The organism is Candidatus Nitrospira neomarina, from assembly GCF_032051675.1.
Taxonomy (GTDB): Bacteria; Nitrospirota; Nitrospiria; order Nitrospirales; family UBA8639; genus Nitrospira_E; species Nitrospira_E neomarina.
The window spans coordinates 2,810,223-2,823,689 of sequence record NZ_CP116968.1; the positions used below are offsets into that span (position 1 = coordinate 2,810,223).

Here is a 13,467-nt window from a genome sequence, read left to right on the forward strand (position 1 = left end):
GCCGATTAGTTATGTCCTACCTCCGATTATCGTCTTACACCAATATGCACACGTTCTTTTCCCATCCTATGTCCTTGGTCATGATGACCCTCCTTCCGGCCCTCCTGACAGCGTGCGGCGGTCCTTTAGTCGGGGTGACCGTGGTTGATGAACGCACGGCCTTGGAAAACCAGGTGCTTGGCACGTATCAAGAACTCAATCAGCAAGTCATGCTGGTGGCGTCCGTTCGCTATATCGATCCGAAGGGAAAATTGAAACAGACCCAGGAACTTCCCCCGGGGAAAAAGGACGTCGTGCGTGCCCTCCAACGAGTGTCTTTCAACAAAGATGATCTCAATCGCTATAAATCATTAGGAATCATCGGAGAAAACAATGAAGGCGGTGTCACCCTCCTGGAGCCGGAAAAAGTCCAACCTGACGATCGAGCATTTGTTGAGAATTTGATTAAGGAGGAGAATGAAGATCGCCTCGCGATCATGGGCCGGATTGTTGAAACCAACGAGACTCTGACACCTTCAGAATTACCACGGGTCCACAAAATGTTTGCCGCACTCAATCGGGATAAAGCACTCAAGGGAGAACGAATCCAATTGGACAATGGGACATGGACTCAAAAAGACGCCACACCCTAGCTCAAGACTCCATGTGGCGAGGTCATCTTCTTTCTCTCCCTCCGCACGAGGCTCGAAAGAGCACATCAGGAAGAAGAGAGAGCCGATTCTTTCATTTTCACCGAGCCCTATCCGGCTTAATCGCCTTCACCGGCCTGATCGGATTCCTGTGCTCCTCCCTCCCCGCTCTCGCTACGACACCTGAACGCCTGACCACTCACCCGGCCCTGGATTATCAACCGTCTGTCTCCATGGATGGACAAACGCTTGCATTCGTTTCTACTCGTTCGGGAAATTCGGATATCTGGGTCCAAACTCTCAAGAGTGCCGCCCTCACACTTCCCCGACAAATGACCACTCACCCGGCCAGCGATCAGGAACCGGCCTTGAACCGGGATGGGACCCGACTTTTGTATGTGTCGCATAAGTCCGATCCCCGTGGCGATGTGTACCTCCTGGATCTGATCACCCGTGAGGAACAACGACTGACGGATTTAACCAGCGGGGATGGGTCTCCTCAGTGGGATCAAGAAGAACAAGGATTTTTCTATCTCAAAAGTGATCCGCTTCACAACACCTCCGCCATCTACCGGAAAACTTTCTCAAACCAGTCGGAAGAATTGGTCGTGGCCCAGGCCACCAGCTTTTCTGTGAATGGTCAGGGACAGCTCCTGTATTCCACTGGTGCCCATTTGACCTTATTGAATCTTCAGGACAACAGCTCCACCTCCTTCGACCAGGACAGCCATGCTCTGGATCTCTGGCCTGCCTTGGACCACAACCCCTCTGACCTCACCACGACTCGTCACCTGGTGTTTACCCGCTATGACCGGGACACCAACGATGACGGGCTGGTTGATACCGATGATGAATCGTCCATTTGGATGAGACTCTGGGGCCCACAGCAGGCTGAATTCCAAACAATCTATCGGATCACTCCCGCGCACCAATTTCATATTTACCCTGCCGTGTCCGGGGATTTTCTCTATTACTCCGACCTAAAAGCCGGCGATATTTTCCGGATGGACATCCCCGCGTTTCTCAGGGATTACGTCGACCTCGATCACGCCAAATCGCTGGCCGCCTCCTATCAGGATCACGGGCAACTGGATCTCGCGCTCCTGGTTCTGGGAAACATTTCTCACAATCTGTTGGCACAACAACCTCCTGACGCACGAGCAGAATTTGACTTTTCCCTTGCCGAAGCACAGACACAGGAAGGAAATTTTCCTGCGGCCCGCGAATCGTTGGAGCCCTACACCCGCCAACCGGGACGGACCGGCGCGTTGGCCCGGATCTTTACCATCGTCTTGCGGGTCCAGGAGCAGGCACAGGGCATCAGCTCTGCGGCAAGACGCCGGTTGGTCACCACCGGCGTGTCCGATTTACTCACCATCGGGCAGGAGCACCGGGACATGGATGAGGTGTACGGTCAAGCCCTCATTGAAGCCGGACGGCTTTACCTCTTTGCGGACGATCCCCTGACCGCCTTGGAATACCTCGTCAAAGTCGAAGATCTGCACAACAAAGAGATTCGAGCCAAGGGTCTTTTCACCAGAGGGGAAGCCTATCGGATTCTGGGAGACGCTCCCAATGTGATCCGCGTGTTCGTGGATGTCATTCAATTATTTGGCGAGCGTTCCTCCTGGGGCAAACGTGCTATCCAAAAGGTCGTAACACTCTCCCAACAGGGTGAAACGGAACGTGAGCGCCTGACCGCCTTAAACAGGATCATCCCCCAATATCCTGACCTTCCCGTCCTGATCGCTACCGCCCGTTTAACCATTGCCGATCTCTATCACGAACAGGGAGAACAACTGTCCGCTCTGGAAACTCTGGATTTCGTCATCCCGGTTCCCGACCTTCCCCACGAACTCGTCATCCAGGCCTATCGAAAAAAGGCCGAAATCCTTTCAGAATCGGAACGGTACCAGGAAGCGGCGGATACCTATGCGGCCTTGAGTCAATTTACCGGGGAAAATCAGACTGAGCTCGAGGGAACCAAAAATCTTCTCATTTTACAATTGGTGAAAAAAGCCCTGAAGGACCGGAAGATCGGGGAGACCCGCATCGCCGCCAAATCGCTGAAACAGCTCATCGAGCAATATCCCGAATCCGTGGAAGCCCATCGGGCGTATATTGAAACCAAAGTCATGCTCAAAGAGACGATGGAGGTCCAAGCCTGGTATACCACCTTAGTTAAGACACATCCCGATCACGCGGTCTATCAGTATGGACAGGCCCTGGCATTGTCCTATGCCGAACCGCCCGACCTCCCGGTTGTGATCCGCCTCCTCCAACGAGCCATGAAAAAGGATCCCGCCCTGGGCTATGTCCACCAAACCCTGGGATGGGCCTACGAACAAACCGAACGGTCCGGCAAGCAAGGTTACCTTGAGAAGGCCGAGCAGGAGTATCGAATCGCGTTGGAGCTCAACGATGCCGGTCGCTTTCCCGACGTAGAATCCCAACTGCTGTTGAATTTAGGAAACACCTATCTGGCGCTCTCGAATGCCCGCGAAGCCTATCGACACTACCGGCAGCGCGAGGAACAATTCACTCCGTCAGGCGAATCTATCACCGAAATGCTCTATCGCAAAAACTATGGGGAAGCCTGTTTTAAAGCCGGACGCACCGAGGAATCGTTGGCGCAATACCAGTTGGCCTTACGGAACGTCCCTCCCGAGCAGTCAAGCCTACAAGCCGAAATCCTGGAACGCATAGGATTGTCCCATCAGGACATCGGCCAATATGCCAAAGCCATTGAGGCGTTCTCCCGGGCCTTAGTCCTCAACCGTGAGTTAGGGCAGGAACACAATGTCACATTGCTCCAGCGAAATATCGGGGTCAACCTGTTTAACCTGAGCCGCGCCAGCGAAACGGGTGGACGCGAGGAACTCAAACAAGCGTTGGGCAGTTACTTTACCAGCCTGGAACACCTCACCACCGGCGGCGGTAAAACTCTTTCCAAGGGACCGGGCTTGTTCAATGTGAATGTGGCCCTCAATGAAGGGGGGTCTCAGGCGGCCAGCGGGTTCGATCGAATGGGCGAACAAAAGCTCATGTTCAGTTATATCGCCAGCACCTATGAGCAATTAGATGAACCTGATCCCGCTCGAGATTTTTATCGCAAAAAACTCGCGCTCCTCAATCAGGGAGCATCGGCTGCGCAGGATGCGGCAACTCTGACAGAAAAAGCCATTGTCCTGAATCGGCTGGGAGTGCTTTCCCACCAATTAGATGAACCTGAGCAGGCGATGGAGTCCTTTCGTCAATCCTTGAATTACACCCGGACGTTGAATATCCCGTTCGGGACCAGCGTCAATATTTATAACTTGTCGACATTGGCCGTCGAAAGCATCCTACAGGGCCACACCCCGGACCACAGCCTTGTGGAGGCCATCACCTCGGGCATTCAGGATCTTCAACAACGAAACTATGAAGACCGCAATCTGTTTTTCACCCTCACCAACACCGCCATGCTCCTGTCCCTTCTTCCCGACCCATCGCCGGACCAGCGCCTCAAGCCGGCCGCTGCCGTCCAACGCATGCATGAGCAGTTCACAACCAGGACGCTTCCGTGGTCGTATTACCAAAAGGCCGACTCGCTCCTGAACAAGCCGGCTCTCTTTTCAGATTCAGAACGACTTCCCGCTCAATTCCTGGTGAAGTTGAATCAGGCCGAACTGGCACGCACATCGGATCAACCTCAGGTCTATCAGAACATTCAGGACGACTTACTTAAACTGGTGGAAGACCGGCAATCGCCCAATAGCTGGTTGTGGTATCTATCTCAAGCCGAAGCAACCGCGGATCCCCTTAGGCACGAGGAGCTTCTCACCCAATCTGTTGAGGCCGTCCTTCGTTTCCCCGCGCAAACCGACCCTCCCACGGGTCAGACCAATACCTGGCCCGCATATGAACGTCTGATTCAGCTCTCGGTTGATCAATTGATTAAAGCAGGCCGGCCCGACGACGCCTTTACCGTGGCGGAGCAACTGAGCCTTCGACAAGTAACCAGCGCCGTCTATGAAGCACTGGGAGAAAAAATCTTCCTCAAAGGGTTGGGAGACTATGAACCGGAATTACACTCGCTACTCGGAGAACTCCGGCAGGCCAGAAATCACGGGAACGTCGCGGCCATTGAAGAACTGGCTCCTGCCCTTCAAGACACGCTCTATGCCCTGTTTGAAGAATATCCCTGGGCCACCGCCTCCTTCTGGGCGTATCCGCCGACCAGAGACCTCATATTTTTGGGAGTGGACGCGCAACACCCCTACCTGAAAATTCTCAAAGGCATGCAAGGCTATCATGGCTTTGTGCATGATGGGGACACGCTCCATTACAGCCCGCTGGTGGTCACCGAAAAAGGAATCACGGGGGATCAAGAATTTCACAAGCGGCTCAAACAATCCGCCTCCGCCTATGTGGCGATGCCGCAGGAACTGGAATCCACCCTTCCTTCCCTGACGCTCGATCGGAAACCGCTCACGTGGGTCAGCAACTTCTATGATTTCCTGAATGGCTATCATCAGCGCAGCCTCTTTTTTTCTCACATCACCACCTCAAGCACGTTTCTCCCTTCCACGCCTCCCAGTGCGGGGGAAATTCCATTTGTGCTCCAGCAATTTAGCGGGGTCGAGACGCACGATCATCCGCTGGCCAGCCATACCAATATTGCCGCGTTTCTAAAAAATCCTGAGACGTTCGCCTTTGAAGTGCAGGAAGCTCAAAATGTCCGGGAATTTGTCTCCGTGCTTGATTTTGCCGGCAGTCAACACCATTCGATCCTGCTCTTCGGCGGTGTTCCGTCCTCATCGCCTTCTCCATGGGTGCTGATCTCCTCGCTCCTGCGGGCGGGATTTCCTCATGTCATCGTGAGCCGGACACCGCTCGATTCCCCAACCGCCACCAGGTTTCTGAATCAATATCTTACGCATCTCAATACGCTTCCTCCCGATGAAGCCGTCATGGCCGCGTCAAAGGATCTGTGGGGATCGGACACGGGAAAATACCCCTTCCGCCACTACGGATTTGCCGGCATGGGTCCGGACGAACGCCAGGAATATGCCGCCTCCATCTATGACCAGGAAGTGGCGGAAGCCATTCACGCATTTGAGACCAAAGACTTTCCCGCTTCTTTACGGCATATCGAGCATGCACTCGCCCTTATCGAGCATGCAAAAAAACGACAGGATTTCAAAGAACTCACCACCCTGGCCGTCGAAACCGCCTTTGAAGTCAGCGATTATGAAAAGGGCCTATTCTTTCAACAGAAACTTCTGGATGCGCTCACGCCGGAGACTCCGGCCAACGAACGGGCTGAGGCGGAATATCGCCTGGGCATCCTGCATTCCCGTCTCGAACATTTTGACCTCGCCGTGCAACATCTCGAACAGGCCAACCAGATCTGGGAACAAGGCGAACAGCTTGATCGACTCGCGGAAGGCATGGCGACATTGGGAATTGTCCGTGAAAATATGGGGGCCTATACGGAAGCCCTGGACCAATTCAACCAGTCGTTTTCCCTGTATCAGGAAATCGGGGAAATGGGGCACACGGCGTTTCAATACCGTCGAATCGGGCGTATTTATTACCTTCGATTGGGCCGGTATGAGAAAGCCCGTGAAAACTTTCTGGCCGCGCTCAAGCTCTATCAGGAACAAAGCGATCCCCAGGGAGAAGCCGAGGCGCTGTACGAAGTGGGATTGACCTATGAAAAAGTCGGCCTGTTCGACCAGGCCGCGGAACGCTACCACCAGGCCCTTGCCATTGCGAAAGAACTGGAGAACCCCAAGCTCCTCTCGACGGGCGATCTCTACCTCGCCAATGTGGCCTGGTTCCAAGGGAACTATCAAGCGGCCTTTCAACTTTTAACCCAGGCCGACAAAAAAGCCAAACAGGCCAATGACCCGCAATTACGCATTATGGTGAAAAATACCCGCGGGCTGATTTACTGGACACTGAATGACACCGACAAAGGACTCGTCCATTTACATGATGCGGTCACGCTCAGCCGGTCTTCCAATATTCAAACCGAGTTAGCCTCTTCGCTGAACAATCTTGGCTTGATCTACCGGCAACGGGGCGACCATGCCACCGCACTGGACTATTTTCAACAGGCGAAAACGCTTGACGAGTCCCTAAAAAGCCAATGGGGATTGGGCTATGACCATCGGAACATCGGCATCTCCCTACTGGCTCTGGGACAGTTGGAAAAAGCCGAAGAGCATTTCATCAAGGCCGAACAGATCAGCGCCGAGATCAACAATGTCATCAATTGGGTTAAGGCCCTGCTGGAACTGGGCAATGTCAATAAAGCGCTGCTGCGACCCGAACAGGCCCTGGGCTATTACGAGCGGGCGCATGAGATCTCCCGGCGATACGGCATCAAGGAAGTGGAATGGCGGGCCGCAGCGGGCAAGGCGACCCTGTTGCGAAAGGAAGGAAAGCTGCCGGACGCCCTGGACTGGTTTACCAAAGGCGTCGAGGTGGTGGAAGGCATGCGGGCCGCTCTGAAAATTGATGAACTCCGCAATAGTTTCCAGACGAACAAACTGGATCTGTACCGGGACATCATTACCCTGCTCATCACCATGAACCGGACCGATGACGCCTTTAATTTTTTAGAACGCTCCCGATCCCGAAGTTTTATCGACCTGTTGGGCAATCAAAAACTCGAATTCAAAAACCAGGGCGACCGGGAAACCTGGACCAAAATCAACAGGCTGGCTTCCACGGTGGATTCACTCAAATCGGAATTAGGATCGTATGAGGAGCCTCCTGCCGACCTTCAGGATCGGTATCGCAATACGAAGGCTCTCTATGAAGAAGCCATCCTGGAGGTCAAACAGCAGAATCCGGCCCTCAGTAGTTTTGTATCCGTGGATCCGCTCAATCTGGAGGGCGTGCAACAGCTCCTGGAACCTCGAGTGGGACTGCTCACCTACTTTATGACAACAGACCAGCTCTACCTGTGGCTCATTACCAAAGAACGGACCATCTTTAAAACGGTGTCGGCGAAGGAAGAAGATCTCACGCGCCTGGTAACCCGCTATCGGCAACTCGTTCAGCATCTGGAACCCGTTGATGATGAATTACAGAAACTCTATGGATCTCTGATTCAACCGGTTGAAGCCAACATCACAAACCTGGAGTATTTGGGAATTATTCCCGATGGACCGTTACACTTTCTCTCCTTTGCCGCACTCAAACACGGTCCGGCATATCTGGTGGATGAGATCCCGCTCTTTTACGCACCCTCGGCCAGTGTTTTTCAATTCACCTTTGCCAAACGGCAGGCCGTGAAAAATGACAAAGTCCTTGCGATCGGAAATCCGGATTTGGGAAATTTCAATTACGATCTTCCGCTGGCCGAATTAGAGGCCAAAAGCATCAAATGGAATTATCCCAATATGGATATTCTGACCGGAACGAAAGCCACGAAAGAATGGGTGGTGAAGAATATCTCCCGATATGGCATCATCCATTTAGCGGCCCATGGGGAATTCGATGAGGGCAATCCGCTGTTGTCTTCACTCTGGCTGGCTTCAGAAAACCCCGAAAACCGCCGACTGACCGTCAAGGAGATTTTCGGTTTGGAATTGAACGCGGATCTGGTGACGTTAAGCGCCTGCCAAACGGGTCTGGGCAAATTGGAGGCCGGAGAGCTCATCGGCCTGAACCGCGCATTTGTCTATGCCGGCACGCATGCCCTGGTGTCCGCCCTGTGGCGGGTGGATGATCTCTCCACCTCGGTGCTCATGAAACATTTTTACCGAAATTATGTGACGGCGAATAAAGCCAAAAGTTTGCGGCAAGCGCAACTCATCGTCAAAAAAGACTTCCCTCACCCGTCCTATTGGGCGGGGTTTAGTTTAATCGGAGACTATCAATAATGGGTGTGTTGAAAAAGCCCGCCAGCGGCGTTCTCGCCCCTTTGTCATGCTCACGTACTCCCACGTACGTTCCGCGTGCCAAAGAGGCTGCGGCCTTGCTGGACGGCCTTTTTGAACACCCCTTCATTAGGTCCCTTGATATATTAATGATATCGCAATGATTAAAACTCGTGAGAATTTTGAATAATCACGTCCTAGTCTCAAGCTGAAAGGGGGCCTCATGCCAGACCGTATCGCTCGAGTGATCGTCGGAATTGTCTTCCTCACGTTGGCTGCCTGGATATTACCCTCATCCAATTGGGCGGCCACACTTTATGCCAAGCAGGATGACGTCAAAGTTAATGCAGAGAAATCTCCGACCTCCGCGGTCATCGCCACCCTGGCGCTGGGAGATGCCGTCACCGTGCTAGCCGAGGAAGGGCGACTGGCCAAAGTCAAAACCGCCACAGGAAAAACCGGCTGGGTGTTTAAATTCCGGCTGGCAGAAGAGAAGCCTTCCACCGGTGGTGGCGGGCTTGGCCTCTCCGGACTCACGGGACGGAAAACCATTGCCGCGCGAGAGTCACGGGCAGGAGGTAGCATTCGAGGCCTCAAGGAATCCACCGAACAATATGCCAAAGCCAAAAATATCAAAAAGGAAGACCGTGATGCAGTGGATCGCATGGAGGCCTTTTCCATTGCCCCGGATGAATTGATGCAGTTTAAAAAAGCGGGAAACTTAGGAGAATTTTCGGGAGGTGTCCAATGAATACCGGAAAAATTTTGGCGGGTGTCAGCATTCTGAGTCTCCTCTTGTCCAGCATGGGATGCGGTGGATCACAATCCGGGCAATCGTCACAACAAACGGATCTCATTGGAGGTATCGGAGCGGCCCTTGGCATGAAACAACAGAAAATCGACCTTCTGAAAAAAGGCGTCGGTGTCGTTCAAGCGATGGAGCCTATCGGAGAAGAAGAGGAAATCACGTTGGGGGAAGCGGTCGCGGTGGAAGCCTTTAGCCGTTTCGGCGGGGAATATTCCAATCCAGCCTGGACACGCTATATCAATCTGGTGGGAAAGACGGTGGCGGAAGTCTCGGACCGGCCAACCCTGAACTACCATTTCGCCATTCTGAACAGTCAGGAACAGAATGCCTTTGCCGCTCCCGGTGGCTATATCTTCATCACCGTCGGGCTCTTGAAGACCTTGAAAAATGAAGCCGAATTAGCGGGCGTGTTGGCCCATGAGATTGCGCATGTCACCCAGAAACACATGCTGGACGCCATTCGCCGGGGAGCCCTGATGGGCAGTGTCTCGGAACTGTCACTCACCGCCATGAAACAGGATCCGGCGCTGTTCTCCAACGTCATCGACGAAATGACCGACCTCTTGTTCACCAAAGGTCTGGACAAGGACAAAGAATTTGAAGCCGATGTGGTAGGCGTAGAGTATGCCTATCGGGCAGGCTATAACCCGCAAGGACTGGAAGATTATCTGCAGACATTGGCCAAAGAAGAAGGGCATGTGGAGTCCAAGTTTTTCACCACGCATCCTTCCACCACCCTCCGTATCTCCAAAATCGATACACTCTTAAAAGAGTATTCCGACATCAAAAATCTGCCGTTTCTCGCGGAGCGGTTTCACCAATATGTGAAGGCGGGATAGCCTCTAAAGGTAAGGACGGGATGGAATTAGGCCTGTGCCCTTCGCATCTAGCATGACACAATGCTATTTTTTATGTCATGTCAACACTGAGTTGCGTAAAACCCTGAGAAGCCTATAAATTATTTCGTCAATTAGAGCCATTTTTCTGTCTGGGTTTTCAAAATTAACCACTCTGTATACTTGAAAGTTGGCTTTTGAAATTAATGATTGATCGATACATCACACTGAACCGGGCTGTTCGGGCAACCGCAAGACTTTCTCGGGAATTGCTTGAAGCAGAGAGATATGACGAAGGCAGCTACGCCGTCGGAGTCCTCATTTCATTAATATCACGCTGTTTGTCTGATCTTGAGCGTTTATGGCCCAAAGATCTTTCCGCAGAAGATATTAAACGCATCAACACTCTCTTAGGACAAGGAAAGCAAAGCGCTTACTATGACATTCTTGAGACACACATTCCAAACCTGGAGAATACAATTGATGACTATTTTCTAGTTCAGCCGTCCAGTGACCTTGCTTATGCAGTTCTGGATCTCCTACATCCTCGCGTTACAACCGCCGCATACGCTCACTTTCGTGGGGGTCGCTTCCGGGATGCAGTTCTAAATTCCATAGTTGTTGTCTTCGACATGTTGCGAGAACGGACAGGACTCGATGCCGATGGCGCAGAATTGGTAACAGAGACTTTTTCATTACAACGTCCGCGGTTAGTCTTTACTTCACTTGATACTGAATCGGGGCGAAATGAGCAAAAGGGTTTCATTCAAATTTTACAGGGTTACTATCTCGGAATTCGCAATCCGAAAGCCCATTCTCTGACAATCGAAACAGACCAGGTTTCGTCTGCACAGTACCTTGTCTTATCGAGCATTCTATGCAGAAAAATAGAAGAAGCAACCAAAATCGACACCGATCAATAACCAAAGGTCCATCGAACAAAGCGCAGTACCTGCAAAAGGAATTTAGGGTACACAAATTTTAGCCAATGTGAGGTAAGAAACACTCCACTGCCCCATTTGACCCACCATCTGGTGTGTCAGCCGGAACGAAAGCAAAATTCTCGCTTAACAAGGAACTTGAAACCATCGTCTGGACAAACGGGGCCGATTTCGCGCCTGAGTTCCTTTACCAGAAATTGTGCCCTACCTATTCCCTCAAGCCAACATCCAAAAGCAGCGTGGCTTAACGCTGCATAAACCACATCAAGTCCAAAAAAAACAGGGAGTCAAGTCTGTTGCTGAGGGTTTCGTGCGCTGGTATGCAAAAGCAGTCTGCAGACAAAGCCTTTAAAAACCAGATGCAACGGGTGGCAATTCATCAACAACAGATCTGACCCCATACCCGCTTTCAACAATATGTGAAAGCGGGTTAACTTGCCGTCAGGAAGAAGTGTCTGGTAGGAAGGTTAAATTATTCATCACTCTGATCGTCTATCCAGATAATACGAGAAGAGATCAGACCGTCAGGCGCTAGGACGTCGCATTGCTTGAGCGGCGTTGCTCAACCCTTTGCCGATCAGCAGCTGCACGAAGCTCCGTCCGTCTGCATCGGCCTGTTAAATAACTTCACAGCTCTACCACATAGAGCCGCACGTCAATTCTCTTCCCGCGCACAACTTGGACACCAGAGGTTTTGCGTTCGAACTGACGAGGATCTGGAAGATCCCTCACGGTGTCCAAAACCACAAACACGAGCGTCTCGCATGATGGATGCTCAGGGTAACACTGGATATCCGTGTGGATCTGCTCAAGTATCTTCTTCCATTGCCCTGTCTTGCCAATCCATTTGAGTTCGATGAAGAGACGGGATGCCTTGCTAGCCAGATCGACAATCTTGTGAGTCTGGACCAAAGATGGCGTAGGTTCCTCCTGGTTCAGGTCAAGCAAGCTCGCCCTCAGCATGACGTAGAGCAAATCACGCACATCGTCTTCTCTCGAGACGATCCAGGGATCGAACCCCTTCTCGCGTTTGCCGAAGGACCTAATCGCGGGAGTCAGGGCTGCTGCCCTCGCGATAGTAAACAGAGCCGATTCTCGCCCCAATAGTTCCAGAACCGTCTGACGTTCTGGTGATCCTCCGCACGATAGGGACTCCGAGTGCGGGCCGAGGAATGCCGCGAAGCAGTGATAAGGCGGCGGTTGGACAACGCCATCCACCGACTGCAATGAATAGGTGTCCGCATCTTGGGCGATATCTTGGGCGATATCTTCGTCGATTTCTGCGACATCACGCGCCCACTCGACTCCTTCAGCGCGGAAAAACAGTTCGTACGCTGCCAAAGTCGCTTAGCATGGATGGGGCATCGTCACGCGACATAGAGCTCAAGTTGATGCTCCTAAACCTGTCGACGAGCGGGACTGGTACTTGGCGTCGTGACGTGATAATTGCGCGACATCCGAGCCGCAACGCCTCCTGCAGCAGGACTTCCAAGTCGGCAGCTGGGGAGGCTTCATCATAGCCGTCCAAGAAAACCAATTTGCCCTCATGGGCGGCGTGTAGTTGCCAGCTCTTCAGTCTGCCAACGGCGTCTTCGAGCTTGACGACTTCTCGACCAGGCACATAAAGCACAGCTGCTTTCACCGGTTCGTCATACCCGAGGTAGCCAAGGGCGGTGATCCAAGTCTGTACCAGGCCACTCTTCCCATTTCCCCCGAGTCCCTGAATCCATGCGCCTCGGGCAGGCTCTGACCACCACTCGTCTAGGTGGCGAAGCTCGTCTTGCCGACCCGACCAATTACTCGGTTGTCCGAGTCCGTTGCCTTCGATCGAGACGCTCGAGACATCCGCGTTTGCGGCAATGACTCTTCTTGGCGTCGATCGTACTGCAAGGAGTTCAGCAAGGCTCTCGCACGCAACAGTGTCTAGCGGAAATGAGTTGTCCCACGGTGATCCCACTTGACCTTCGCATGGCGGAGAGTAGACGCGAGCGAGCGTGTGAGAGCGGCCCTCTCTGCGAAAGCGGATCGCCGTCTTGACTTCTCTTGACACCCAGTGGGACCGACGACTGAGAGGCGTATCCACCATCAGGAAGGCATCGGATCGTTGCAGCGCTTCTCCCAGCTTCGCCACAAAGGCTTGACCCATGGGGATGTTGGATTCGTCCAGCCAGCACTCGACTCCCTTACTTGCGAGGTCGCCAGAGAGAATCTTTGTCTCTGTGACATCAACTCTGGAATAGGAGATGAACAGCATCCCACCGCTTCCATATGGTCGTTGAATCGCCTAACACTCCAACATCAGCGGTGGCAAGCAGCGCCATCCGCTGCATGCCGTTGTTATGCGGTTGGAGGATGTTCTTCCTAATTCGTTAGTCA

The 13,467-nt window shown here is 52.7% G+C and carries 7 protein-coding genes; 5 read left to right on the plus strand and 2 right to left on the minus strand.

From position 1 onward, the window contains the following. Positions 1 to 11 precede the first annotated feature (11 nt). The 5 genes from PQG83_RS12085 (at position 12) to PQG83_RS12105 (ending at position 11,073) form a co-directional block, all read left to right on the plus strand. Positions 12 to 632: a DUF1318 domain-containing protein gene (locus tag PQG83_RS12085; protein WP_312741334.1), complete on the plus strand. Its 621-nt coding sequence runs from the start codon at positions 12 to 14 to the stop codon at positions 630 to 632. Then, on the plus strand, positions 605 to 8,509 hold the full coding sequence (locus PQG83_RS12090) for a CHAT domain-containing protein (protein WP_312741336.1): 7,905 nt from the start codon (positions 605 to 607) through the stop codon (positions 8,507 to 8,509). Before PQG83_RS12085 ends, PQG83_RS12090 begins: the two co-directional genes overlap by 28 nt. 220 nt (positions 8,510 to 8,729) lie before the next feature. Continuing rightward, entirely contained in the window at positions 8,730 to 9,257 is a 528-nt protein-coding gene (locus PQG83_RS12095; RefSeq protein WP_312741339.1) for an SH3 domain-containing protein, read from the plus strand. Next, complete coding sequence (locus PQG83_RS12100) at positions 9,254 to 10,153, plus strand: M48 family metalloprotease (protein ID WP_312741342.1); 900 nt, start codon at positions 9,254 to 9,256, stop codon at positions 10,151 to 10,153. The genes PQG83_RS12095 and PQG83_RS12100 overlap by 4 nt, the downstream gene beginning before the upstream one ends. 203 nt (positions 10,154 to 10,356) lie before the next feature. After that, a complete protein-coding gene (locus tag PQG83_RS12105; protein ID WP_312741344.1) occupies positions 10,357 to 11,073 on the plus strand; it encodes a TIGR02391 family protein in 717 nt (238 codons plus the stop codon). A gap of 645 nt (positions 11,074 to 11,718) precedes the next feature. Here PQG83_RS12105 and PQG83_RS12110 read toward each other — a convergent pair. Further along, the gene (locus PQG83_RS12110; protein ID WP_312741347.1) at positions 11,719 to 12,432 is read right to left on the minus strand and encodes a PD-(D/E)XK nuclease domain-containing protein; all 714 of its coding nucleotides are present in this window, start codon (positions 12,430 to 12,432) and stop codon (positions 11,719 to 11,721) included. After that, positions 12,401 to 13,345: a TIR domain-containing protein gene (locus PQG83_RS21010; protein ID WP_376753524.1), complete on the minus strand. Its 945-nt coding sequence runs from the start codon at positions 13,343 to 13,345 to the stop codon at positions 12,401 to 12,403. The genes PQG83_RS12110 and PQG83_RS21010 overlap by 32 nt, the downstream gene beginning before the upstream one ends. Between the last annotated feature and the right edge of the window lie 122 nt (positions 13,346 to 13,467).

Excerpts from the sequence above, each read along its gene's own strand:
- PQG83_RS12100 (WP_312741342.1), top strand. The coding sequence starts at position 9,254 with ATGAATACCGGAAAAATTTTGGCGGGTGTCAGCATTCTGAGTCTCCTC.
- PQG83_RS12085 (WP_312741334.1), top strand. The coding sequence starts at position 12 with ATGTCCTACCTCCGATTATCGTCTTACACCAATATGCACACGTTCTTT.
- PQG83_RS12090 (WP_312741336.1), top strand. The coding sequence starts at position 605 with ATGGACTCAAAAAGACGCCACACCCTAGCTCAAGACTCCATGTGGCGA.
- PQG83_RS21010 (WP_376753524.1), bottom strand. The coding sequence starts at position 13,345 with ATGCTGTTCATCTCCTATTCCAGAGTTGATGTCACAGAGACAAAGATT.
- PQG83_RS12105 (WP_312741344.1), top strand. The coding sequence starts at position 10,357 with ATGATTGATCGATACATCACACTGAACCGGGCTGTTCGGGCAACCGCA.
- PQG83_RS12095 (WP_312741339.1), top strand. The coding sequence starts at position 8,730 with ATGCCAGACCGTATCGCTCGAGTGATCGTCGGAATTGTCTTCCTCACG.